Origin of the sequence: Neobacillus niacini (genome assembly GCF_048572935.1) — a bacterium.
Lineage (GTDB): Bacteria > Bacillota > Bacilli > Bacillales > Cytobacillaceae > Neobacillus > Neobacillus niacini.
On record NZ_CP183883.1, the window covers coordinates 1,416,515 to 1,441,629 of the forward strand.

Here is a 25,115-nt window from a genome sequence, read left to right on the forward strand (position 1 = left end):
CAGAAAAATGAAAGTCGATTACCATTTGCATCTCGAAGAAGGGCCGTATTCATTACGCTGGCTTGACCGCACAAATATAGCCTTAGGCCATTTTTATCCGCAGCGTGAGGATTTACATACACTCGATTGGCTGAAGGAAAGTATGGAGCGGTTAAATGAACGTGTCCAAAAAGGCTCGTATGCACCGGAATGGATTGATTTATATTTACAAGAGGCAAAGCGTAAGGGATTAAGTGAGGTAGGCATTGTTGACCACCTTTACCGATTTAAAGAAACAAGGGCTTATTTTGAAAAGTATATGGATATCAGTGATACGGAGCTTGGCACTAAACAACTGAACTGGCTGAACCAAGTCATGACGGAATCCATGGGCGACTTTGTCCAGGCGATTACGGAAGCGAAACCACGCTGGGAAGCAGAGGGGATCACCTTAAGACTGGGGATTGAAGCGGATTATTTTGCGGGCGGTGAAGAGGAATTAGCTAAACTACTGGATGCCTATGAGTGGGATTATGTCATAGGGTCCGTGCATTTTCTAAATGGCTGGGGCTTCGATAATCCGGATACCCAACAATTATTTACCACATTCGATTTGCACCATCTGTACGAGGATTTCTTTGGTGTGGTGGAAAAAGCCATTCGCAGTAATTTGTTTAATTTTGTTGCTCATTTAGATAATCTCAAGGTTTTCAATTATCGTCCAGACGAAAACGACCTTCTCCCACATTATCAAAGAATCGCGAATGCATTAGTAGAAACGGATACAGCAACGGAGGTAAATGCAGGATTGTATTATCGCTATCCTGTTAAAGAAATGTGCCCGAGTCCGAAATTCCTAGACATATTGCTTCAAAACGGTGTCGATATCACAACGTCATCCGATTCCCACTTTCCTGATGATATCGGAGCATATGTCGACCACAACACAGAAACCCTCTTAGCAAAAGGAGCGGTCAAAGTCGCAACCTATGAAAAGCGGCAGCGAATTTTGAAACCTTTGGGATGATGGGGATAAGGATGGAGGTACCAATGGGGTGCCTCCATCCTTGGCTATATGTAGGAAAAATTTTATTAAAGGGGGTACAGTAATGGATTATTTCGGAATCTTCTATGAAGAACAATTACTAAAAAATATTGAGGTTTATTTGCGGCTTGTCATTAGTGCCCTTCTTGGTATGTTTATCGGCTGGGATCGCAGTGCAAAGAATAAACCGGCGGGGTTGAAAACCTTCACCTATGTCTCTGTATCCTGTACTTTAATAACGATTATTTCCATTTATAGTGCCGAGGCCTTTGGCGGTTCCAATTTCAATAATCGAATGGATCCAATGCGTCTTACGGCTCAAATCGTTTCGGGACTGGGCTTTTTAGGTGCAGGACTCATCTTAAAGGATGGTTTACGAGTTAAAGGACTAACCTCCGCTGCCATGGTATTTTTTGCTGGCGGTGTAGGGATCGGCATCGGATCTGGCTTTTACGGTATTGTTTTTGCTGCCGTATTCACAACCTTTGTATTTACAAAAATCAGCCAAGCGATCGAAGATAAGCATAGTAAAGGGGAACAAGGTGACGGTTCTAGTGGCGTTAGGATTATGGGTCAAAAAAGATGACCCTGGGAGATTGAGTAAGGATTTTGTTTTCGAATACGAACATCATGATGATCGTTAGTAAGGGGGAAGTAAATGTCAATTCAAGCTACAATTCATTTTTCAATTGATTCGCGAATTCAAACTAGTAAACATCTAAAACAATTTATTGAAAATAGCCCTGCCGCTTTTACGCCATTGGTGCTTGATGGTGAGCTAATTGTTGCCGTAAAGGAAATGAAGGAAGAGAAGCAGACGTATGAAGGGCTTCGTATGATCGCTGGAGCAATTGCCCGCGACCTGAGTCGTCGTTTCGTTCCGAAAGCTGTTATTCATCACGATGTCTTTAAAAAGGGGCTGCGAAAGTTACAGACAGGAGCAGCCATTACGGCCTTTGTCGAAGGCTGGCAACTAGGATCATATAAGTTTGATACCTATCAATCAAAGAAGGATTCTTTTAAAACGATACTGCAAGTGGATGGTGGAGCCGAGGTCAGTCCATTTATTGAATTGGGTAAGATCCGGGCAGAAGCGACAGCATATTCTCGTGATTTAATGAATGAACTCCCGAATGTCCTGAATCCGGAAACCTTCCCCATGATGATAAAAGAGGAGTTTACTAATTCAAATGTTAAAGTGAATGTTTTTAATAAAGAAATGTTAGAAAAAATGGAAATGAATGGCGTGTTAACGGTCGGCCGCGGCAGTAAATATAAGCCTTCCTTTGTTGAACTCGAGTACCATGGCGATGAGTCAAAACCTCTTATTGCTCTCGTTGGAAAAGGTGTAACCTTTGATACGGGTGGGATTAGTTTGAAAATTGTGAAGGATTTAAGCGATATGCGTATGGATATGGGTGGAGCAGCAGCTGTTGCTGGAGCCATTAAGCTTTTAGCTGCCTTAAAGGCGAAAGTAAATGTAGTTGGTTTGATTCCAATTGTTGAAAATACACCCGATAATACATCGGTTCTACCAGGTGAAATTATCCGTTACAAAAATGGTTCTACGGTTCAAGTCGGTAACACGGACGCCGAGGGTCGATTAATATTGGCGGATGGTCTGATTCGCGCCGGTGAATGGAATGCCGAATACGTCGTGAATATTGCGACATTAACAGGGTCGATCGGCATTGCACTTGGTTCAAAAATAGCTGGCGTTTTCGGTGATGAGCAGCTTTCTTTTAAAATGAAGGAAATAGGCCAAGAAAATGGCGATTTCATTTGGCCAATGCCATTAGTGGATGCATATGAAAGCTATTTAAAAAGTGATTATGCTGACTTTAGCAATATTAGTTCGAAAACAGAGGCAGGGTCGATAACAGCAGGTTTATTCCTTCGCCGTTTTGTACCAGAATCATGTCGCTGGCTGCATGTAGACATGGCAGGTGTTACCGAAAGTGAAGAAACAGGCTATTATCCAAAATCAGCAACAGGCTTTGGTGTTCGACTGTTAGCTGATTTTGTTACACAAGTGTCCGAGTAAAACTTTCACTTTTTCTCATTGGGAACTTCTACGATTTTTCATATATCGATACCTGTACCAGGTGTTTTAGAATTCGACAATATTCTTCCGTAAGGTAATGCAGAAAACCTCCTTTTATATGGACTTAAAGGAAAACTAATCAATCGTTTGTGTAATATAAAAAATGTTGTCGTCTGTAATACTTTGTAAAGTGAAAGTTTTTATTGTCCGATATTACTTAGAATCAAGCTTTTTATCGACAAAATTTTTCTTGAAAACTAGCAAAGGCCTGGTTATAAAAGGGATTGAGAAGTTTTTAATCAAACGTTTGTTTAAAAGAATCTCTGTTAACTAATCGATTGATTAGAAGTGCTGTACATGCTGCCATTCCTATATTTGAACCTCCATATAGGTAGGAATATTGTCGAAAAGATGTTTTAGTAATAAAGATAATTTTGCATAGATTTTTCACCTATACAATCATGCATAATAAATTTTTCTTGTATTAAATCGTTGGGATTTTAAATAATAGAAAGGAAACAATGAAGGAGTTGTCGAAATTAACTGAATATAGCTAGGCAACTAATCATGTTCGTATTAAGAGAGAGGCGGTAAATTAATGGAATCACTTAAGAAAGTAACAGTAGAAACAACCATTCAAGCACCAGTAGAGAAAGTATGGGAATATTGGGTAGAGCCAACTCATATTAAAAAATGGAACGCTGCTTCAGATGATTGGCACACACCGATTGCAGAAAATGATTTAAGAGTTGGTGGGGAATTCCGTTCAAGAATGGAAGCGAAAGATGGTAGTTTTGGTTTCGATTTTGGTGGAATTTATGATGAAGTGAAAGTACATGAGGTGATTGCATATACACTTGGTGATGGAAGAAAAGTGACAATCACGTTTAAAGGACATGATAACTTCACCAAAGTAATCGAAACCTTTGATGCTGAAACAGAGAATCCCATTGAGATGCAGCAACAAGGATGGCAGGCCATACTAGATAATTTCAAAAAATATGCAGAGCAAACAACCCGTTAAAAAAGATTGTGGTCTGACCCCGCTTACAGTCATTCATATTGGTGGACCATGATTATTATCATTTGCAATCATTTGTGTATTGGTTGGCACCTCTAGGCATAAAACTTCTAAGGAATTTTCTAATCTTCCTTCATTCAGGCCCTTTTGTCCTTTCTTTAACAAAAGGGCCGTCATACTTTATTTCCTCTTTTAATTTATCTTCTTCCAAAAGCCAAACACACCATTAGACTATTTTTACTGGTATCGGCTGTCTTTTCTCAAATTTATAAATATAGTGAAACCCACATTGCTTGGCCAATTCATAGGCCTCCGCAATATTTGCCCCTACATCCTCAACCGTATGAGAGTCCGAACCAATCGTTAAAATTTCTCCTCCTAACTCCTTATACAGCTGGATGATTTCAATCGATGGTAATGTTTGTTTTAACCCTGTTCGAAGTCCGGATGTATTAATCTCCATTCCTATATTTCTATCAATCGCTTTTTTCAGTATTTGCTCAAATTTTTCTCGGTGCTCTTGAAAGACATAGAGACCATGTTCTTTATAAGCATAGCGTTTCATTAAATCGAAATGTGCGATGATATCGATATCCGCTGTCGAAACCATCTGATATAGTTCATTAAAATACCGTTCATAGGCAGTTGGATGGTCTTCTTTGAGGGCCAAACGAAGTTTCTGGTTGTTAAGGTTATGGACGGAACCTAGGATGAAATCTAAGTTAAGTGGCTGCAGAATTTCATCATATTGGTTTTTTAAAAGATGGGGCTCGCATAGTTCAATCCCAGCTTTGATTGTTAATTGGCTGTTGAATTGTTCCTGACAAGCACGAATCTCAGATAAATATTTTTCAAAAACCATGTGTCCGTAGGTTGGCGCAAGCGGATTAACGGAGAAATGCTCGGTAAAGCAAATTTCTATTATCCCGTTTTCTATCGCTCTTTTACATACTTCCACCATGCTTGCGGTGGAATCAAAGGAATGATTGGTGTGATGATGATAATCCATTAGATACATAGTTTTTCACCTGCTTTTTTAAAACTACTATAGTGAAAACTTTCACAATTGTCTATAATGGAACAAAAATTTGTCTGGCAGCGAGATGAGCACAATTTTGTCAGATTGTTCAAACATCAATTGTTCCCAATGACCGGACACTATGAAAGCGTTTTATAATATGATTATTTCAGGAGGTAGAGACACGATGATGATTGATAAACGTCCCGCACTTTTATTGAAACATCTATTAAAAGTGAAGAATACTACCATGAACCAAGTTATGGATCTAACTCAATTAACCAAGCGGCAGATTTCCTATGATTTGGAAAAAGTCAATCATTGGTTGAAGGACAAAGCTCTTCCCGCGATACCTTACAGGGGACATCAATATATCGTCATGCCGGAAGAGGTAGTTGACTATTTCCGGAAACAACAGATAGAAGAGAAGGAACGTGACTTTATTTTAACAGAAGAGGAACGTTTGATCTTCATCTACCTTTACCTATTTATCCGGCAAGAGCCGATTTCATCAGTCCATTTAACACAGCTCCTGCAGGTAAGCAAGAACACGGTTATCTCAGATGTGAAAAAAGCCAATGAAAGGAACATGCCCTTTCTGGTTGAAATACGCTACTCGAGGCAAAAAGGCTACCATTTATCAGGTGCAGAGTCGGATAAGCGGGTACTTGTCCAACATCATTTAGCTGAGTTGATTCGGATTCCGTATTATAAAGAACTCATCATCCATCTAGTAAGTGATCGAAATGAACAAATTCCATTGCCTGCCATTCACGATACGCTTAATGAAATGGAAAAGCTGTTCGATCTCCATTTCGTCGAGGAGCGCTTGCATTTATTTACCTACTTTCTCGTTTTCTACTATTACCGTCAACGAGAGTGCAAGTTTGTGAGATTTCATAACGATGAAGTCGAATTATTAAAAAAAGAACATATGTGGCAGGTGGCAAAAACCTTATTTCAATCGCTTCAGTTTGAGGAAGATGAGAATGAGCTCTGCTATTTCACCACCCAACTGCTCGGTTTATCCCTAGGAAATCGTTCTGTGCAAGACGGGGACTGGGATTTACTTTTTAAATTATGTGAACAGCTAGTCTTTGATTTTGAAAATAAAGCAGCGATTGCTTTTGAGAAAAAGAACGAGGTTATTAACACCTTGTATCAGCATTTTAAGCCCGCTTATTTTCGAATGAAATATCGGATACCGATTACAAATCCGCTGCTTGAGCAAATCAAACGGGAACATCAAGAGCTTTATACCATTGTAAAAGAATTGCTTCAGCCGATTGGATCACTATTAGGTATCAGAATTCCTGAAGAGGAAATTGGTTTTATCACGATTCATTTTGGCGCATTGCTAGAAAAGCCGAAGCAGGTCGTACCGAAAAAGAAACGAGCGATTGTCGTTTGTCCAAGTGGGATTAGCTCATCGTTGATGGTGAAACACCTGCTGGAGTCTCTTTTCTCCGAAATCATTGTCGAAAAAACACTGTCGCTGCAAGGCTATCAAAAGGAGAATGTCGACCAATATGATCTTCTCTTTTCGACAGTAGAGCTGGAGTCAAAGCTGCCATGCTTTTATGTTAAGCCGATTATGACTCCAACGGAAAAGAATAACTTGATCAATGAAGTGTATCATCACCTGTTTGGGATAGAGTACCATGACATCTCGACAAAAGAACTGATTCAAACGATTGGGCGTTATGCCAATGTTTATGATGAAAAAGGCTTAACCAATGCTTTAAATCAACTAACCTTTCACAAAAAGGTAGATATTCAGAGGGGGAATCAACCTGTGTTAAGCGATTTATTGAAAGAGGATACGATTCAAATTGTAGGACAGCTTCCAAATTGGGAGCAAGCTGTAAAAGTAGCAGCCCATCCATTATTAGAGTCAGGGGCGATTGAGTCCTCTTACATCGATGCGATGATTACCAATATTAAGACATTAGGTCCATATGTCGTGATTGGACCAGAGGTGGCGATTCCACATGCACGGCCAGAATTAGGAGTCAATCAAGTGGGGATGAGCTTTTTGAAGCTCGATGAGCCGGTTTATTTTTTAAATGACGAAAAGTATCCAGTCCGCTTACTATTTTGTATTGCGGCTATCGATAATACGACACATCTTAAGGCGTTATCACAATTAACCAAGCTTCTAAGTGAGAACAACAATGTCGGGCTCTTAAAAGAGTTAGAGACAACAGAAGATATTCTTGCATTATTTGAGCGTTATTCAGCCGTGGTTTAATTATTTATTCATTATACATTTTAGGAGGAAATTCAAATGAAAATTTTAGCCGTTTGTGGATCTGGTTTAGGTAGCAGCTTTATGTTGGAGATGAATGTACAACAAATTCTTGGTGAGTTAGGCGTAAGCGGTATTGAAGTTGAACATTCTGACCTAAGCTCTGCCACTCCAGATGCAGCCGATCTTTTTATCGCAGCAAAGGATATTGCGGAAGGAATGGGGCATTTAGGAGAAGTGATTGTGATCGACAGTATTATCGATATGGATGGTCTTCGCAGTAAATTGAAGGAAGTGCTAGAGCAAAAAGGTTTGCTTTAATCATAAAACTCATTGTTGATTCTTAGTACAGCGGTATAAAAGGTCGATGAAGGACAATTCAGGAAAGAGCCCAGTAAGTTAGTCCTTCATAAGGTTGATGAAAGACAAATCCGGAGAGTTCCCAGTGAGATTTGTCCTTTATAAGGTTGATGAAGGACAAATCCGGAGAGTTCCCAGTAAGATTAGTCCTTCATAAGGGTTTTCATGAAAAAAATCAACATCAGTCTTTAAAAAAGCCAATCATAAAGTAAAAGGGGGCCTCTACCATGGGCGAAAGAATTCTTAAATTATTGATGGATATTTTAAGTACGCCAGCTGTTCTAGTTGCGTTAATATCACTAGTTGGTCTAATTATCTTGAAAAAGCCAGCAAGCGATATTGTAAAAGGAACCACAAAAACGTTTTTAGGCTTTCTCGTAATATCTGCAGGTGCTGGTATTATCGTTGGATCACTTGAACCATTTGGAAAAATGTTTGAAGAAGCTTTTAACGTTAACGGAGTTGTCCCAAATAATGAGGCCATTGTGGCGATGGCATTAACCAAGTATGGCAGTGCCACAGCATTTATTATGTTCTTTGGGATGTTAGCGAATATCTTAATTGCTCGTTTTACTCGATTAAAATATATCTTCTTAACGGGCCATCATACGTTATACATGGCTTGTATGCTAGCTGTTATCTTAGTGGTTTCTGGGTTAAAAGGAGTTCCATTAATTATTGTTGGTTCCCTTGCGTTAGGGTTAATCATGGCTGTCTTCCCAGCCATTTGTCAGCCTTTTATGCGAAAAATTACGGGTAACGACAATGTTGGTTTCGGTCACTTTTCAAGCTTAGGTTATGTGTTGTCTGGTCTTGTCGGGAAAGTGGTTGGGAAGGGATCTCGTTCCACAGAAGAGATTAAATTCCCTAAAGGTTTAGGATTTTTGCGTGATAGTTCTGTAACGATTTCATTAACCATGGTTATTCTTTATGTCATTATTGCTCTTTTTGCAGGTCCATCTTATGTAGAAAAAGAATTAAGTGGCGGTACTCATTATATTGTTTTCTCGATTATTCAAGGTGTTACGTTTGCAGCAGGAGTTTTCGTTATCCTTTCAGGTGTTCGACTGGTGTTAGCTGAAATTGTTCCTGCGTTTAAAGGGATTTCTACGAAACTCGTTCCGAACTCAAAGCCAGCTTTAGACTGTCCGATTGTATTCCCATACGCACCAAATGCTGTTTTAATTGGCTTCTTCTGTAGTTTCCTTGGCGGTATTGTGGGAATGGCGATTCTTGGTTTTGCAGGCGCAGTGATTATTTTACCAGGTGTTGTTCCGCATTTCTTCACTGGTGCAACGGCTGGAGTATTCGGTAATGCAACCGGCGGTGTTCGCGGTGCGACGATCGGGTCGTTTGCGAATGGTCTATTGATTACCTTCCTGCCTGTATTCTTAATGCCGGTACTAGGCGATCTTGGATTTGCTAGTACTACATTCTCTGATGCGGACTTTGCAGCTTCTGGGATTTTTCTTGGTAATATCGCTAATTCCTTTGGCTCTACAGGTGTTACTGTTACGGTGGTTGGTCTTGTTGTCCTCGCAGTGGTGTTTGGTTTTTTCAAGAAAAACAAAGCAGCCTCTGATTCACAACAAGTTGGAGCATAAGTCAATGGGGGTGTTTACGCACCCCTATCTTTTTGAATAAAAAAGGGAGGGAAAAATATGAATCTGCAAAAAATTGAAGCGTTTCGCGATGAAATTCGGCTAAAAACATTAAAAGAATTGTATCATCTCGGTTTTGGGCATTACGGTGGCAGTTTATCCATCATTGAGGCCATGGCGGTTTTATATGGTGAAGTGATGAAGGTGAATCCTAAGGATCCGAAATGGGAAGATCGTGATTACTTCATTCTATCAAAGGGTCATGGAGGACCAGGTCTTTATGCGACATTAGCAGCGAAAGGATACTTTCCTGAAGAAGTTCTTTATACCTTAAATCAAAATGGAACGACCCTTCCTTCTCATCCTGATAAGAATTTAACACCAGGCGTGGATATGACAACGGGATCCCTAGGACAAGGAATATCCGCAGCGGTGGGTGTTGCTCTATCTCATAAACTATCAAATAAGAGTAATTATACGTATTGTATCGTTGGGGATGGTGAATTGAACGAAGGGCAGTGCTGGGAGGCAGCCCAGTTCGCCGCACACCATAAGCTGAATCAGCTCTTTGTATTTATAGATGACAATAAAAAGCAGCTTGACGGTCCAACGAAGGATATTATTGATCCCCTAGATTTTGTGGAGAAATTTAAAGCGTTTGGTTTTTACACTTTAAGGGTGGACGGTCGTTCGCTGGAGCAAATCTATCAGGCAATCGAAGAGGGGAAAGGCCAGACCAATCAGCCTGTTGCGATTATTCTGGATACCGTTAAAGGTCAAGGCGTTCCGTATTTAGAGGAAAAAGCGGATAACCATCATATTCGTCCTAGTAAGGAAGATGAAGAGGCCATTTTGGCTGCCATTGCGGAATTGGAAAATAAACTTGGAAAGGTTGTGTCATAATGATTGAAACACCATCCAAAAGCTATGAACTAGAACAAGTGGAAATGCGGCAAATGTATGCGCGGACTTTGGTGGAATTGGCGCAAGCCAATCCAGATGTTATTGCTTTAGAAGCCGATTTAATGAGCGCCATTGCTACGAATAAGATTGTAAAGGATATTCCGAATCAAATTATTAATACCGGGATTATGGAAGCCAATATGATGGGAGTGGCTGCCGGTCTATCGCTGACGGGGAAGATCCCTTATGTCCATACCTTCGGTCAATTCGCAACTCGGCGGACATTTGACCAGCTGTTCGTTTCAGGTTCCTATGCGAAAACAAATATTAAGATATTGGGATCTGATGCTGGGGTAACGGCCGAGCATAACGGCGGAACCCATATGGCGTTCGAAGATCTTGGTCTTGTTCGCCTTCTTCCTCAAGCAAAGGTATATGAAGTAAGTGATTCCACCATGCTTCGTTACTTGCTTCGAAAGATTGAAAAAGAGTACGGTATCCATTACATCCGAACGATTCGCAAAAATGCGGTTAAGCTATACGATGAAAATGAGGTATTTGAAGAGGGGAAAGGAAAGGTTCTCCGTGAAGGCGGCGATGTTACCATTATCGCAAGCGGCATTATGGTAGCGGAATCCTTAAAAGCAGCAGATTTGCTTTATGAAGAGGGAATTGAAGCTAGTGTGATAGATATGTTCTCGATTAAACCAATTGATAAAGACCTAATCGTTAAGTACGCTAAGAAGACGGGAGCCGTTGTAACAGCAGAAAATCATAACGTCATTGGCGGGCTAGGCAGCGCAGTAGCAGAAGTCCTAAGCGAACACTGCCCAACCAAGATGAGACGCATTGGAGTCAAAGAACAATTCGGGCAAGTTGGAAAGCTTGAATACCTGAAGGAATTTTACAAGTTAACTCCGAAAGACATAGTAGCAGCAGTCAAAGAAATACTATAAAAGTGAAAGGTACCGGGTTAAAACGGTACCTTTTATATACTTTCGAAAAAAGGTACTTTTTCTCGGAATTATTTATTTTTATGTGTTTTGAGGACGAATTGTGTGAGTAGCAAGCAAGGATTTGTCATTTAGGCAGGGTCTTGGGGACGAATTGTGTGTGTAGCGAGCAAGGATTTGTCCTTGATGCAGGGTCTTGAGGACAAAACGTGTGGCAGTAAGCAAGGGTTTGTCCTCAATGAAGGGTCTTGAGGACAAAACTTGTGGCAGTAAGCAAGGATTTGTCCTCAATGAAGGGTCTTGAGGACAAAACGTGTGGCAGTAAGCAAGGATTTGTCCTCAATAAAGGGTCTTGAGGACAAAACGTGTGGCAGCAAGCAAGGATTTGTCCTCAATAAAGGGTCTTGAGGACAAAACGTGTGGCAGTAAGCAAGGATTTGTCCTCAATAAAGGGTCTTGAGGACAAAACGTGTGGCAGTAAGCAAGGATTTGTCCTCAATGCAGGGTCTTGAGGACAAAACGTGTGGCAGTAAGCAAGGATTTGTCCTCAATGCAGGGTCTTGAGGACAAAACGTGTGGCAGTAAGCAAGGATTTGTCCTCAATAAAGGGTCTTGAGGACAAATCAGACTTTAACATAGTCAAAATAAAGGCTGTCGAGACTTTCCCGACAGCCTGTAAAAGGTACCGCGTTAAACCCGGTACCTTTCATTTAGTCATGATTTTTCATAATCTCAATAAATAGTTTAATAGCATCCGGAAACACATCTTCATCCAAATCAAATTTTGGATGATGGTGCGGGTATTGGCTCTTTTCACCGCTCATTCCTACAAAAATAAATGCCCCAGGCTTCTTCTGCAAATAATAAGAAAAGTCTTCTCCTCCCATTACGGGGTCTACTAATGTAAAGACATCCTCACCAAATTCATCGCGGATGACCGTTTCAATAAAAAGTGCCTTTTCGCGATCGTTAACAAGCGGCGGCGTGCCGTGAATAAAGTCAACTTGGCCTTTTGCACCATAAGCCTGGCAAATACCTTCTGTTAACTTCACCATTTGCGTTTGAATGGTTTTTACCGCGTGCGGTGTCAGAGCACGTATGGTACCGATTAATTTTGCCTGTTCAGGAATAATATTATAGGTCGTTCCAGCCTCCATTTTTCCAACTGTAATTACTCCTGAATCAATTGGATTTAAATTCCTGCTAATGATACTTTGGAAAGCTTGTATTACTTGAGTGGCTACATAAATAGAATCAACAGTTTCATGGGGCATGGATCCATGGCCGCCTGACCCTTGAATAGTAATTTCAAAATCATCCACGGAAGCCATCATCGGTCCGTGTGTTAATCCGATTTTTCCTTTTTCCATCCCTTGCCACAAATGAATCCCATAGATCGCATCGACCTTATCCAAAACACCTTGTTGGATTAACTGATCTGCTCCGCTTGGTGTGATTTCCTCTGCCGATTGAAAAATAAGCATAATATTTGGCACAACCTGTTCTCTATTTTTCGATAACCAGTCGGCCACAGCTAATAATACAGCGGTATGTCCGTCATGACCGCAGGCGTGAGCAACGCCGGGATTTTTTGAAATATAGGGTTTATCCCCTTCCTCGACAATGGGAAGGGCATCGATATCTGCACGTAATGCTATGGTCTTGTTCCCGTTTGTTCCTTTCACAAATCCGACCACACTTGGTGCCTGGTAGTTTAGAATTTCAATTTTTAACGATTCCAGCCGCTGTCGAATAAAGGCATGGGTCTCATATTCTTTTCCAGAAAGCTCTGGATGCTGGTGTAAGTAGCGTCTATCCTCAATCGCTTGTTTCACTAAGCTGTCATCGATATACATTCAATAAATCCTCCTATGGAACGGAATTTGTCTTTTTAGAGATCCATCTCTCGGCCATATAAATGCCATATTGGATGAATTGGCAATATGGCGGCCTATATTATTCAACAATATAGTAAAAAAGACGTAATCGCCACAGCAAAATGAAGGAAATAAAAAAGCCAGCTCAAATAGCAGCCGGCATGATACATAATGGATTAGCGGCAATAATACCTGCCAATTTTTTACCATATACAAAATAGCTGCCATCCACTTATTATAAAATGAGGCAAGCGGGGTAAACACTAGTTTACATTGAAAACATTCTAATTAGGAAGGTTTTTAAAGAATGGAAAAAAGGTTTTGCGATGAAGCACATTAATAATAAAAGCGACATGATAATCACATAATCTATTTTTCTCATAAAAAATCCCTCCGAATGTCCACTTACAAATACAATTATATGATTTTTAGCGTAATCTAGATATATAATTTTTGGTTAATTTTTGTAAAAATTGGACGGTTAACGGATGATGTTAGTTTCAATCTTGGGAATGTTTTTTTAAAAACTGAATGTTGATTTCAATGTGTTCGAAAAATAAACGGAGCAATTCCGGCTAAACGAAGAAAAACCGATTATTTGTTAAAAATAAAGGAAGTTTTTCCGTTTATATTAGCCAAATCTTTGAATATTAACATATTTAGAACAGTTAATCGGAATTACTCCGCCTATATTGCCTTTTGGTGCTTATTCTTAAACATTAGCAGGAATTACTCCGCCTATGAATTTCTAATACCCATAGTTACAAGAAAATCAACAATATTCTAGTAGTTTAGCTGTTTGAAATTATTGCTTTATTATTAAAACAATCTAGGTACTTAGTAACAAATTTTGCTATTAATTTCTATACTCTATCAAGATTCGACTTTTTTTGATACTATAATATTGTATTATTTTTCCTAGTTTTATAAATTATACCGGAGGTGGATAAACATCATCAAAAAAGTAAACAGGTATATACTGTTCGCTGCCATGTTTACGATTCTCTTAATCTTTACTAATGGTAAAGTGCTAGCCAACAGTATTCCCCTTCAACCGATGGGGTTCATTGACGCACCATCTGCAGGTTCAACGGTAAATGGGATGATGAAAGTCCGAGGGTGGCTTTTAGACACCAGCGGGTTTTCCAAAGTCGAGGTGTTGGTTGATGGAAAAGTTGTCGGACAAGCCACATATGGTTTTTCTCGTCCAGACGTTTTAAACGTTTTTCCTAGTTATCAAAACGCAAATGCAGGTTATGAATTTGATTTTGATACAAGGTCACTAACGAATGGATCACACTCCGTCTCCGTTACAGCTACGTCAACTACTGGAACTACTTTGCCATTACAAGGTAAAACAGTAAATGTGCAGAATTTACCTCCAGTTGGCTATATTGATTCTCCTGCTTCTAATGCTTCTATTAGTGGTGTTACGAATGTAAGAGGTTGGTTCTTAGATGTCAGCGGTATTTCCAACGTTGAAGTCTTCGTAGATGGATGGAGTGTAGGACAAGCCACATACGGCATTTCCCGACCTGATGTACTAAGAGTTCTTCCAGCCTATCAAAACGGAAATGCAGGTTATGAATTTGCGCTGGATACGAGAAATCTTACAAATGGTACACACGTCATCTTAGTAAAAGGGACGGGGAAAAGCGGTACGACAACGGAACTTCAAACCAAAACTGTGAACGTGAACAATCTGCCAGCAGTTGGATTTATGGACACACCAAAGAATGGATCCACGCTTACCGGCATCACGAATGTACGTGGTTGGTTTTTGGATGGCAGCGGTGTTTCCAAAGTGGAGGTCTTAGTTGATGGACAGATCTTTGGCCAGGCCCAGTATGGCGGCTATAGACCCGACGTTCAAAACGTTTTACCTCAGTATCAAAACGCATACGGTGGTTATGAGTTCGCTCTTGATACGTTTAAGCTTTCAAATGGATGGCACTCGATTACGGTAAGAGAGACTGGTAAAAATGGAGCTAGTAGTGAACTCCAAAGTATTAACATAAATGTAAAAAATGCAGTAAATTTGGACTTGGTTGGATTTTTGGATGCGCCAGCTAACGGTTCCGTTATCAAGGGAATTAGTACCGTACGCGGTTGGTTTTTAGATGATGACGGGATTGCTAGAGTGGACGTTTTAGTGGATGGACAATTTGCTGGACAGGCCAATTATGGTCTTTCTCGGACAGATGTTCAAAGATTCTATCCTGAGTATAATAACGCAAATGGTGGTTATGAGTTTGCTCTTGACACTAAGAATTATGCAAACGGCACACACACGATTACGGTTAAAGCTACAGGGAAGAACGGCTCAACGAAACAGTTTGAAAGTAGTGTGAGTATCCAAAATCTTGATCATTTAGCGACATTAGGTTTTCTGGATTCTCCAAAAGCCGGTTCAACCATTGATGGAGTATCATTGATTCGCGGCTGGTATTTGGATGGCAGCGGTGTAGAAAAAATTGAGGTATTTATGGATGGCAAATGGATTGGAAATGCTCAGTATGGCTTAAGTCGTCCTGATGTGGCAACCGTCCTCCCGGAATACCTTAATTCAAACGCTGGTTTCCAATACTCACTCGATACGAAACAGTTCACAGATGGAGCGCATACGCTAACCATTAAAGAAACAGGAAAAAATGGTAAGAGTCATACTCTTTCTTCAAGCATTACGATTAAAAATGGAAATCCATATCTTTCATTAAATCTAATGAAACCTGCTAATATTACGGCAACTGATATCGTTAATTTCTTTAATGCTAAAAATCAATCCAATAGCCCGCTTAAAAACTATGCTCAAAGTTTTATAGATGCACAGAATCGATATGGTGTGAACGCACAATATTTAGTCGCTCATGCCATTTGGGAAACTGGCTGGGGCGGTTCCGATTTAATAGGTTACAAGAATAACCTTTATGGATATGGTGCCTATGATATGTGTCCTTTCACTTGCGGTTATTATTTCCAGTCAGTGCAGGATAGTATTTTTAGAGTAGCCTATCAGGTAAGAGTAGATTATCTAAATGAGTCTGGGATTTATTATGCAGGTCCAAATTTAATCGGGATGAATACAAACTATGCGACAGATCAAAATTGGAAAAATGGAATTGCTAATCTAATGCAGGGTATGAAACTGTATGATAGCTCCTATTATACCAATGCGAATGTCCTTGGGATGTCAAACATTGCTCCACCTCCGCTGGTAAGAGATATTCCAGCAGGGCTGCCATATCCGGTAGATAAGATCATTAACTTCCCTAGTGGAATTAACGCAAAAATTGTTAATACAACTTCTTTAACTCTTAGATCTTTACCATATATTTTAAGATCAACGGTTATAGGAACAGTTCCTCAAGGTACACCGATAACAATACTAGGATATAATACAGACGTGTATTACAATCCGACTTCAACAGGTAATTACGCCTATCGTTGGTACCGGGTAAGTGTCAATGGTCAAACTGGATGGCTTTACGGTGGATATTTAGAGATTCAAAACCTAGCACAGGTAACCCTTACTAGTGGTTCTTTAAATATTCGCAGTGGTAATACAACAGATTCAAGTGTGATTACTAGTGTCAGTAAAGGTGCTTATTTGAATCTTGTTACAAACAACGGTCTGCCAGTAACACAGAACGGCTGGGCTCAAGTGTATGTGCCAAATTCCACAACCACTGGCTGGGTAAGTGGAGAGTTTATTACACAAGTAATAAACTAGAATTGTATAAAGACTAGAACACCCTTGAAAAATCGAGGGTGTTTTTTTCTCGACATTTTACGCACCTCTGGGTGGGAAGCTCCCAGTTAGCAGAAGGTTCTTGCCTAAACTAATCAATCATTTAATTAATTTTCTGTTTGTCAAAAGGAGTCTACTAGTGTGGCAATCTGGTATTTATTGAAAGTGTTTGTAACTGCTAAAATAAAAAGGACCTGGGTGAGGTCCTTTTTGCAACACCTTGGGGACGGTTCTCATGACTTTTTCGGGGCGTTTTACCCATTATGAAACCGTGAGAACCGTACCTGTGTTATTTTTATTTTAATGCACTAACGGCATTGATAGACCCAAATCCTGATTCTCCATCATAACCTGGCTTGAACCAATCATCTGCTGAGTTTTGGATTAAATTTTTTACTTGAGAAGGAGATAAAACATCCTTTCCATATTTTGCAATAATGACTCCAGCAAGACCGGCCGTTTTAGGGGCAGCCATGGATGTACCTGCATAGAATGCATATCCACCAGGAACTGTTGATAAACATAATTTAGTAGTATCTCTTAATGATCGGTCACCAGTGGCTAACCAAGCTGTACCATAATCGCCACCAGGTGCGATTACATCGATTTTTCCGACACCATAATTTGAATAGTACGTTAGGTTCTTTTCTTGTCCGCCAGCGGATACGCGAATCATTGTCTGGCTGCTTGGACTTCTATGTGTAGCTCCCTTATCATCACCAGAAAGCTTTCCAGGGCTGGAAATATCCACACCTGCATTCCCTGCAGAACCAACAACCGTCACGCCTTTTTTAATAGCGTATTGAATCGCACGGTTAAATAAACGAACATCTGCTACAACATCTTTCGTTGCATACTCCGGATTTTGAAACCAGTCATATCCACCAAGAGACATGTTGACTACATCGACATTGTCATCTGCTGCTGTCATTAAAGCATTCGCAATATCAGATGTGTAGGCCCCACCCTCTGGGCCAAATACACGATATGCCGCCACTTTTAACTCAGGTCCAATCCCTAGGACTCGACCATTTCCAGCGATGGACCCAGCAACGTGTGTTCCATGGCCATCTTCATCCATTGCACTATCTATCCCAGGAACGAATGACTTTCCGTAAGCAAAATTATTTTTAATATCTGGATGAGTATAGTCGATACCTGTATCCACTACTGCTACAATAATATCTTTATCATTGGCGGATTTTCCTGTTCCACCTTTCATATTCCAAGAGGCACCATTATTTGTTACTTGTTTAATATCCCATTGATAAGTGTTATAAAGGTCATTAGCGGTACTAGAAGTGAAATTATCCTCGAGAACCTGAGTGTCCACAGGTGCTTCAGGATATACGGTACTTTCCACACCAGCATTCAAAACGGCTGTACTTTTTTGAACCTCCGACAAGAAATTCGGATTATCTGAGTTTACTTTAACAGCTCCTAATTTTGGTAATGCCTTTGTTACTTTACCGCCAGAATTTTTTACAGTTTCTAAATAGTTTGATGGGAGGCTCGACTCTGACTTAAAGACAACTATGTAGTCCTTGTCCACACCTTGGGCATGGGCAGCCCCTAAACTACCAACGAAAGCCCCAACACTCAAAGTGGCGGTTAAAGCACCTGCGATAAATTTCTTTTTCATACTCATCCCCCAATATTATGAAAATTTTCCAACAACTAGATTATAATTTTCATATAGTATTATCACAATGGGTGTATTTTGTTTAAACCTGTCATTACTTGGTTTATATAAAAAAACCTTTCGACACTTCTATTCCGAATTCTGTTAACATTATTATTTTATTAAAGAGAACCCTATCCCAAGTGACACAACTTTAAGATTGCTTAACTTCTAGGTGGTATTCTACAAAGTAATATTATCTTGAAAAAATCCTCCCTACTTTCGACAAGTATCTCTCCTGAAAACAACCAAAAACGCTTATATCAAGGGGTTTATTAGCAATGTAATCAAACGTTTGATTAGTAAAATTGAAGTTAACCAATCGATTGATTAGAATTACATTACGTGCTGTTAATACTGCGTTTGCTCCTGTTTAGCAGGAAGAAAATTGTCAACGAGGATTACGGTTACAATTTAGTTGGTATTAATCAATTATATAGAAGGACTGATAAATGAAGATGGATAAACGAGATCTTGTCCAATATTTTATTGTAAATAAAGACCTGAAAATGTCGACGGGAAAAACAGCCGCACAAGTAGCGCATGCTGCAACTCTCAGTACGATTAACCTGATGTCTTCGCAATCCCCTTTTCAGGAAAAGCATGATGATTTTGTAGAATGGATACAGACTGGAATGAAGAAAATTGTATTAAAGGGTAAGCAGGGCGATCTTGAAAAGTTAGAAAAAAGAGGATTTTTTAGCATTCGAGATAGTGGTTTAACCGAAATCAAAGCAGGTTCTTTGACTGTGATTGCACTTCCACCGATGGAAAAATCTGAAGCGAAGGAAATCGTTGGACACTTAACTCTCCTTAAAAACTAAGGATTATGCCACTTGATATTCCCATGGATTATTACGTGCAAATTAATATGGAAGGTTTTGAGGATATTGTCGATGCCGTTGGTGGTGTGACTGTTCAAAATGACCAATCTTCAACGGTATTTATGGCCATGGGAACCTCCCCAAAGGCGTAGGAATGGTTAAGTTTATCTTCAAATCCTTTTCAAATAATTTCTGTTCGTGTGTCACGTGGGGTGCTAAGCATTTTTGATTTGTCTTTGGAATTAACAGTAAGCACGAAGAGGTCGTGTAAAGTGAACCTTGTAGCTATCGGCAGTTGACGGTCCAAAGTAACGAAGGATTTGTCTTGATCTGTCTGGATTAATATTTGTCCTTCTTGTAGTATAGTTATATGCTTACTGACAACTAAGACTTAGGAGGATAAGATTTGTATAAATTAATCGCAATCGATATTGACGGAACGTTGATGAATGATCGAAAAGAGATAACGAAAGAGGTCAATGATGCCATTCAAGCTGCAAAAGCAAAAGGTGTGAAGGTAGTTATCTGTACAGGGAGACCGATCGTTGGTGTCCAATCGATTATTGAGGAATTGAAATTAAATGATGAAGATGAATATGTGATTACATTTAATGGAGCCCTTGTGCAAAATACTCACACTCAGGATGTAGAATCACAAATTACTTTAACCTATGAAAACTTAAAAGAAATTTACGAATTAGGCCAAAAGCTAAATTCACCGCTTCATTACTTTGATACAGAAAATCTGTATACCCCTAATCGAAGAATAAGCAAGTACACTATTCATGAGGCCCATATCAACCAAATTGATCTTCATTACCGGCCAATTGATGAAGTACCAGAGGACATGCTTATTCCGAAAGTAATGTTTATTGATGAACCGGAACGTTTGGATACGATTATTGCAAAAATACCTGAATCATTCTGGGAAAAGTATACGTTTGTTAAAAGTACTCCATTCTTTCTAGAAATCCTAGACCCAAGTGTCAGCAAAGGGAATGCAGTAAAACTACTTGCCGAAAAACTTGGAATTAAGCAGGAAGAAGTGATCTGCATCGGCGATGGCGAAAATGATTTAAGTATGATTGAGTATGCTGGCTGTGGCGTGGCAATGGCCAATGCAGTATCTGTTGTAAAAGAAGTGGCTCAGTTCCATACATTATCGAATAATGAACATGGTGTCGCTTATGCGATTGAAAAATTAGTACTGGAGCCAGACGGCCGCTAAGCTCTAAAGGGGATCCGACTCTTAGGGGAAACACTTATAATTTTTTACAAAGACTTTACCTCTAAGCATGGGGTAGAGTCATATTTATTTTTGTGAAACTCGATTGATGCCAACTGTGTATTCCTCGACAATAAATTTACTTAAAAACAGGTGAGGATTAAAAGGGTCGTTCATTATAACGTACATATCTATAATAATTAATCTGTTGGAGAACCCCTATATCTGGAAGGTTTAAAAAATATCAAGAAAAATTAAAATATATCAGGAAGTTTTAATAGTTTATCAGGAAAACTAGAACTGTCGACGGAGTGCTAATAAATGTTCAGCGGTAATTGGCTGGCCTTCTACTTTAAAAATTATTTGTCGGTATATTCTGCTGTAGTAGCGTTATGAAGAAAGCTTCTAATTTCTTCAAACGATATACCAATCTCTTGAGCTTGTTTAATAAGTTCAATCCATTCAAGATCTAGTTCTTTATTACCGGAAATCGTAGTCACAATTTAACCTCCTAAAATATGAATAATGTTGGTATACTCAGCAATAAAGTCTAGTCTGTAGGACTGTATTTTTTGTCTAGAAGTGATTCTCTTTAAAATGAGTAGTGTTAAAGTACTATATTTATCCTACTACAAATGTTTCTAGTATCGAACAAAAAGTATCCCAAAAAGTTCGACAAAAGTTTGAATATTTTGTAAATAATAAGCTTGTCAATCGTTAAGAGTAGAATCTATTAAACTTGATAAGTTAATCGATTATGGCCAGTTTAAGAGGTGGTTTATTTCTATCTAAAAGTATCTGTGCCCTGCAAAACTAGCGAGCTGCCTGAAGAATTCGTCCTTAATGCGGGCTCTTGGGGACAAACCGAACGCGCTGGCAAGAAGATTTGTTCTCAATGCGGGCTCTTGGGGACAAACCGAACGCGCTGGCAAGAAGAATTGTCCTCAATGCGGGCTCTTGGGGACAAACCGAACGCGCTGGCAAGAAGAATTGTCCTCAATGCGGGCTCTTGGGGACAAACCGAACGCGCTGGCAAGAAGAATTGTCCTCAATGCGGGCTCTTGAGGACAAACCGAACGCGCAACCCAAAGGATTTGTCCTCAATCCGGCCTCTTGAGGACAAACCGAACGCGCAACTCAAAGGATTTGTCCTCAATGAAGGCTCTTGAGGACAAACCGAACGCGCAGCCCAAAGGATTTGTCCTCAATGCGGGCTCTTGAGGACAAACCGATCGCATAGCTCAAAGGATTTGTCCTCAATCCCGGCTCTTGAGGACAAACCAAACGCACAGCCCAAAGGATTCGTCCTCAATCCCAGGTCTTAAGGACAAATCAAACGCACCTTCCCGAGGATTTGTCCTTAACCAAAAGGGATAACTGGCACCTCTAAAAATGCAGAGCAAATTACCACTTTTTAAATAAAAACAGGGCTCGGATACTAAATCCGAACCCTGCCTCTGGTTTATATTTTTACAACTTCCAGATATTTAAGCTGGTGCCCATCTAACTCGAGAACTCTAAGAATATGTCCCTCTGCTTCAATTACAGTACCAACCTTTGTATCGATGTTTTGAGACAAGAACCAGCCGCCAATTGTATCCACATCCTCATGTACAAGGCTTGTAGCTAATAGGTCGTTCACCTCATCAATAAGCAATTTGGCGTCCAAAACATAGTGATTTTCCTTTAGCTTCCGTATTTCTGGGACCTCATCATCATCAAACTCATCTCTGATTTCTCCTACAATTTCCTCCAGTATATCTTCGACCGTTACAAGACCAGCTGTACCGCCATATTCATCCATCAGAATCGCCATATGGGTTCGTTCTTTTTGCATTTTAATCAGCAAATCATGGATAGGGATGTTTTCGATTACTCGAATTACGGGTGTGATGAATTTTTTTAGATTGATATCTTCGTTGCGGTTCATTGTAAGATTTTCTGTTAACAATTCCTTAATATTGATAAATCCAAGGATATTATCTTTATCACCATCGATTACGGGATAGCGTGTGTAATTTTCTGATTGGATAACTTTTATTATATCTTGGAAGTGATCATCGATGGATATAGAAACGATTTCCGTTCGGGGTACCATAATTTCTTTCGCAATTCTTTCGTCAAACGCGAAAATGTTATTCATATAGTTCAATTCATTCTGGTTAATTTCACCGCTTTTATAACTTTCCGATAACAAAATCCTAAGTTCCTCCTCTGAGTGAGCCACTTCATGCTCAGAGGCAGGTTTTAAGCCGAAAAGCCCAACAAGAACACGGGCTGACCCGTTCAAAAACCAGATGAAGGGATACATTAACTTATAAAACCAAATAATCGGTACGGCAAACAAAAGGGTCACGGCCTCTGCCTTTTGGATGGCAACCGTTTTGGGAGCCAGTTCTCCAATCACAACATGGAGAAAGGTGACCAGTACAAACGCAATACCAAAAGATAGAATATGTGTAAGTGATTCATTTATATGGAAATGCTCAAATAAAGGGTGCAATAGCTTTTCGACAGTGGGTTCACCAAGCCAACCTAGTCCTAATGCTGTAATGGTGATCCCTAGTTGGCAGGCAGAAAGGTACTCGTCCAAATGAGAAACCACTTTTTTAGCGGAAACAGCACCTTTTTTCCCTTCGGCTATGAGCTGGTCAATTCGAGAAACACGGACTTTTACCATCGCAAATTCTGTCGCTACGAAAAAAGCTGTTAACGCAATGAGTAAAGCAATCAATAATAAGTTAATAGTTGTCAATAAGTAGTCTTACACAAAGTAAGACATACACCTCCTGTAATTATGTTCCGAACCATTTTGAAAAAAGCCGGTACACACTTTTACGCAAGAGGAATATAAAAGATTCATATTTTTTATAATAGATTTTTTCAATGGACTAGCAATCTTTGCTGCAAGGTTAAATTGGCAGCTCAATCCTCCGACAAGTCCTGACAATATTCTCTAATCAATCTGGCCGCATAGGTTTGGCTAATTTGTAGATCCTTGGCCACGCGCCTAGAGCTTTTATTCACTTTATAGGATTTACGAACCATCTCTTTTTTTGCCAATTCGACGGCCTCATTAAGGGTAGCGGGAGCAGTATTTTCAATTTGGGCCAGTCCTTGGTTATAAATGCCTTCGGGCAGGTCATCGATTCCGATGACATCATTGCTGACAATGACAAGCTTTTCTATTAGGTTTTCTAATTGTCTTATATTTCCGGGCCATGAATAATGGGTAAGCCAATCAAGGCAATCTTTAGAAATTAATTTATTCATTTCAAGGATTCGATTAAATTTGTATAAGAAATTATAGATAAGCGGGACTATATCTTCTTGCCTTTCCCGAAGCGGAGGCATTTTGATATCCACTACGTTCAGCCGATAATATAAATCTTCTCTAAACATTTTGTTTGTTACCATTTTGTTTAAATCTTTATTGGTCGCGGCAATAATTCGGATATCGACTGACTTTTCTTTATTGCCGCCAATGGGAATGAATTTTTTCTCCTGAATAACTTGCAATATTTTAGCCTGAAGAGGCAAAGGCATGTCCCCAATTTCATCAAGAAACACCGTACCCCCATCTGCGCATTCCAGTATCCCTTTTTTACCAGAACGGTTTGCATTTGTGAAAGAACCAGGTGTATAGCCAAAAAGCTCGGACTCCATTAATTCTGCAGGGATTGCGGCACAATTGATGGTTAAAAAGGGGCCGTTCCTTCTATTTCCGTTTTCATGAATATATTGGGCTAACATGCTTTTACCTGTTCCGGACTCACCGAGAATTAATATAGTAGAGTTTGCAGCTGCCACCTTCTTGGCAAACTTCAATACATTTTTCACCTTTTCATTATTTGTAATAATGCTGCTGCCAAATGGATCTTCAGCTTCTTTACTATTTTTTGAATCGTTTTCTTTTACTTTCAGCATTTTGTAACTTTGTAATTCCCTTGCGGTCGTTACGATTAATTCCACTTCTTTTTGATCATTTAAGATAGGGACAACAGAGGTGAGCAGTTCCGCACCAAGGATGGTGGTTTGTTTAATCGTAATGGGCTCTTTTCTTTCCAAAACATCGGGGAAAATAGAGGGATACCAATAGCCTTTATCTGCAAATTCCATGCTCGTTTTCCCTATAACTTCTTCCTTGTTTAAACCATAATGCTTTTTACAGGCATCATTCACATAGATAATTTTCTTATCCTTATTTAATACAAAGATTTCGTCAGAAGAATAATCTAAGATTTTTATAAGCGCTTCCATATTTAAATCTAAATCGGTTAGAAAATTGGATAATGTCATGAAGTGACCTCCCGAAAATCATATTCTGAGTTTGATGGAACTCAGAGTGAGTTTGATTGTATTCAGAAAAGTGTTAAAATAGGCAAAAGTGTGATTATAATCACATCCACTCTAATAGTAGTCGAAATATTTTGAATTGTAAATAGCCGGAAAAGTGGCGGAAATAGGAAAATATCCTTGGGAAAGTCAGCCGGTGAACACAAATGAACTCACTTCCTCTTTTTAAAATCCTATTAATCTCGGCTTTTTAGATAAAAAGATAGTTGGCACGAAATTTGCATTTAATAAA

Annotated in this window: 18 protein-coding genes and 2 pseudogenes; 13 read left to right on the top strand and 7 right to left on the bottom strand. The window is 39.6% G+C overall.

Going from position 1 to position 25,115, the window contains the following annotated elements; genetic code table 11:
* Positions 1-7: 7 nt before the first annotated feature.
* The 4 genes from ACN6MT_RS06775 (at position 8) to ACN6MT_RS06790 (ending at position 4,092) form a co-directional block, all read left to right on the top strand.
* Positions 8-1,006, top strand: a complete 999-nt coding sequence (locus ACN6MT_RS06775) for a histidinol phosphate phosphatase domain-containing protein (protein WP_419955247.1) — start codon at positions 8-10, stop codon at positions 1,004-1,006.
* 82 nt (positions 1,007-1,088) lie between these two features.
* Entirely contained in the window at positions 1,089-1,610 is a 522-nt protein-coding gene (locus ACN6MT_RS06780; RefSeq protein ID WP_419955248.1) for an MgtC/SapB family protein, read from the top strand.
* A 72-nt stretch (positions 1,611-1,682) separates the two neighbouring features.
* Complete coding sequence (locus ACN6MT_RS06785) at positions 1,683-3,068, top strand: leucyl aminopeptidase family protein (protein ID WP_419955249.1); 1,386 nt, start codon at positions 1,683-1,685, stop codon at positions 3,066-3,068.
* A gap of 598 nt (positions 3,069-3,666) precedes the next feature.
* Entirely contained in the window at positions 3,667-4,092 is a 426-nt protein-coding gene (locus ACN6MT_RS06790) for an SRPBCC family protein (protein ID WP_419955250.1), read from the top strand.
* Between the two features lie 223 nt (positions 4,093-4,315).
* Here ACN6MT_RS06790 and ACN6MT_RS06795 read toward each other — a convergent pair whose 3' ends face one another.
* Positions 4,316-5,107, bottom strand: a complete 792-nt coding sequence (locus ACN6MT_RS06795) for a histidinol-phosphatase HisJ family protein (RefSeq protein WP_419955251.1) — start codon at positions 5,105-5,107, stop codon at positions 4,316-4,318.
* Positions 5,108-5,294: 187 nt separating this feature from the next.
* Between ACN6MT_RS06795 and ACN6MT_RS06800 the strand changes: the two genes are divergently transcribed.
* The 5 genes from ACN6MT_RS06800 (at position 5,295) to ACN6MT_RS06820 (ending at position 11,175) form a co-directional block, all read left to right on the top strand.
* Positions 5,295-7,358: a BglG family transcription antiterminator gene (locus ACN6MT_RS06800; protein ID WP_419955252.1), complete on the top strand. Its 2,064-nt coding sequence runs from the start codon at positions 5,295-5,297 to the stop codon at positions 7,356-7,358.
* A gap of 36 nt (positions 7,359-7,394) precedes the next feature.
* Complete coding sequence (locus ACN6MT_RS06805; protein WP_419955253.1) at positions 7,395-7,676, top strand: PTS sugar transporter subunit IIB; 282 nt, start codon at positions 7,395-7,397, stop codon at positions 7,674-7,676.
* Between the two features lie 266 nt (positions 7,677-7,942).
* Positions 7,943-9,319: a PTS ascorbate transporter subunit IIC gene (locus ACN6MT_RS06810; RefSeq protein WP_419955254.1), complete on the top strand. Its 1,377-nt coding sequence runs from the start codon at positions 7,943-7,945 to the stop codon at positions 9,317-9,319.
* 57 nt (positions 9,320-9,376) lie between these two features.
* Positions 9,377-10,219, top strand: coding sequence for a transketolase (locus tag ACN6MT_RS06815; protein ID WP_419955255.1), 843 nt, complete (start codon positions 9,377-9,379; stop codon positions 10,217-10,219).
* Positions 10,219-11,175, top strand: coding sequence for a transketolase family protein (locus ACN6MT_RS06820; protein WP_419955256.1), 957 nt, complete (start codon positions 10,219-10,221; stop codon positions 11,173-11,175). Before ACN6MT_RS06815 ends, ACN6MT_RS06820 begins: the two co-directional genes overlap by 1 nt.
* A gap of 707 nt (positions 11,176-11,882) precedes the next feature.
* On the opposite strand, the gene ACN6MT_RS06825 is transcribed toward ACN6MT_RS06820, so the two are convergent.
* Entirely contained in the window at positions 11,883-13,028 is a 1,146-nt protein-coding gene (locus tag ACN6MT_RS06825; protein WP_419955257.1) for a M20 metallopeptidase family protein, read from the bottom strand.
* 1,012 nt (positions 13,029-14,040) lie between these two features.
* Here ACN6MT_RS06825 and ACN6MT_RS06830 point away from each other — a divergent pair.
* Positions 14,041-16,779 (top strand): Ig-like domain-containing protein, encoded by a 2,739-nt coding sequence (locus tag ACN6MT_RS06830; RefSeq protein WP_419955258.1) that lies wholly within the window; start codon positions 14,041-14,043, stop codon positions 16,777-16,779.
* A 313-nt stretch (positions 16,780-17,092) separates the two neighbouring features.
* On the opposite strand, the gene ACN6MT_RS06835 is transcribed toward ACN6MT_RS06830, so the two are convergent.
* Positions 17,093-18,439 (bottom strand): S8 family serine peptidase, encoded by a 1,347-nt coding sequence (locus ACN6MT_RS06835; RefSeq protein ID WP_419955259.1) that lies wholly within the window; start codon positions 18,437-18,439, stop codon positions 17,093-17,095.
* A 491-nt stretch (positions 18,440-18,930) separates the two neighbouring features.
* On the opposite strand from ACN6MT_RS06835, the gene ACN6MT_RS06840 reads away from it, so the two are divergent.
* Together ACN6MT_RS06840 and ACN6MT_RS06845 are read left to right on the top strand one after the other, a co-directional pair.
* Entirely contained in the window at positions 18,931-19,302 is a 372-nt protein-coding gene (locus tag ACN6MT_RS06840) for an aminoacyl-tRNA hydrolase (RefSeq protein WP_419955260.1), read from the top strand.
* Between the two features lie 11 nt (positions 19,303-19,313).
* Positions 19,314-19,412, top strand: a pseudogene (locus ACN6MT_RS06845) (LCP family protein); the annotation flags it as partial.
* Here ACN6MT_RS06845 and ACN6MT_RS06850 read toward each other — a convergent pair.
* Positions 19,406-19,564 (bottom strand): annotated as a pseudogene (locus ACN6MT_RS06850) (LCP family protein); the annotation flags it as partial. The pseudogenes ACN6MT_RS06845 and ACN6MT_RS06850 sit on opposite strands and share 7 nt — an antisense overlap.
* 144 nt (positions 19,565-19,708) lie before the next feature.
* Between ACN6MT_RS06850 and yidA the strand changes: the two are divergent.
* Complete coding sequence (gene yidA / locus ACN6MT_RS06855; protein WP_419955261.1) at positions 19,709-20,530, top strand: sugar-phosphatase; 822 nt, start codon at positions 19,709-19,711, stop codon at positions 20,528-20,530.
* A gap of 356 nt (positions 20,531-20,886) precedes the next feature.
* On the opposite strand, the gene ACN6MT_RS06860 is transcribed toward yidA, so the two are convergent.
* The 3 genes from ACN6MT_RS06860 to ACN6MT_RS06870 all read right to left on the bottom strand — a co-directional run bounded on the left by ACN6MT_RS06860 (position 20,887) and on the right by ACN6MT_RS06870 (position 24,826).
* Entirely contained in the window at positions 20,887-21,027 is a 141-nt protein-coding gene (locus ACN6MT_RS06860) for an anti-repressor SinI family protein (RefSeq protein WP_419955262.1), read from the bottom strand.
* A gap of 962 nt (positions 21,028-21,989) precedes the next feature.
* The gene (locus tag ACN6MT_RS06865) at positions 21,990-23,282 is read right to left on the bottom strand and encodes a hemolysin family protein (RefSeq protein ID WP_419955263.1); all 1,293 of its coding nucleotides are present in this window, start codon (positions 23,280-23,282) and stop codon (positions 21,990-21,992) included.
* Positions 23,283-23,452: 170 nt separating this feature from the next.
* Positions 23,453-24,826: a sigma-54 interaction domain-containing protein gene (locus tag ACN6MT_RS06870; protein WP_419955264.1), complete on the bottom strand. Its 1,374-nt coding sequence runs from the start codon at positions 24,824-24,826 to the stop codon at positions 23,453-23,455.
* Between the last annotated feature and the right edge of the window lie 289 nt (positions 24,827-25,115).

Bases quoted from the DNA above. Each gene is read 5' to 3' on its own strand.
- ACN6MT_RS06775 (WP_419955247.1), top strand. From the start codon at position 8: ATGAAAGTCGATTACCATTTGCATCTCGAAGAAGGGCCGTATTCATTA.
- ACN6MT_RS06780 (WP_419955248.1), top strand. From the start codon at position 1,089: ATGGATTATTTCGGAATCTTCTATGAAGAACAATTACTAAAAAATATT.
- ACN6MT_RS06785 (WP_419955249.1), top strand. From the start codon at position 1,683: ATGTCAATTCAAGCTACAATTCATTTTTCAATTGATTCGCGAATTCAA.
- ACN6MT_RS06790 (WP_419955250.1), top strand. From the start codon at position 3,667: ATGGAATCACTTAAGAAAGTAACAGTAGAAACAACCATTCAAGCACCA.
- ACN6MT_RS06795 (WP_419955251.1), bottom strand. From the start codon at position 5,107: ATGTATCTAATGGATTATCATCATCACACCAATCATTCCTTTGATTCC.
- ACN6MT_RS06800 (WP_419955252.1), top strand. From the start codon at position 5,295: ATGATGATTGATAAACGTCCCGCACTTTTATTGAAACATCTATTAAAA.
- ACN6MT_RS06805 (WP_419955253.1), top strand. From the start codon at position 7,395: ATGAAAATTTTAGCCGTTTGTGGATCTGGTTTAGGTAGCAGCTTTATG.
- ACN6MT_RS06810 (WP_419955254.1), top strand. From the start codon at position 7,943: ATGGGCGAAAGAATTCTTAAATTATTGATGGATATTTTAAGTACGCCA.
- ACN6MT_RS06815 (WP_419955255.1), top strand. From the start codon at position 9,377: ATGAATCTGCAAAAAATTGAAGCGTTTCGCGATGAAATTCGGCTAAAA.
- ACN6MT_RS06820 (WP_419955256.1), top strand. From the start codon at position 10,219: ATGATTGAAACACCATCCAAAAGCTATGAACTAGAACAAGTGGAAATG.
- ACN6MT_RS06825 (WP_419955257.1), bottom strand. From the start codon at position 13,028: ATGTATATCGATGACAGCTTAGTGAAACAAGCGATTGAGGATAGACGC.
- ACN6MT_RS06830 (WP_419955258.1), top strand. From the start codon at position 14,041: ATGTTTACGATTCTCTTAATCTTTACTAATGGTAAAGTGCTAGCCAAC.
- ACN6MT_RS06835 (WP_419955259.1), bottom strand. From the start codon at position 18,439: ATGAAAAAGAAATTTATCGCAGGTGCTTTAACCGCCACTTTGAGTGTT.
- ACN6MT_RS06840 (WP_419955260.1), top strand. From the start codon at position 18,931: ATGAAGATGGATAAACGAGATCTTGTCCAATATTTTATTGTAAATAAA.
- ACN6MT_RS06870 (WP_419955264.1), bottom strand. From the start codon at position 24,826: ATGACATTATCCAATTTTCTAACCGATTTAGATTTAAATATGGAAGCG.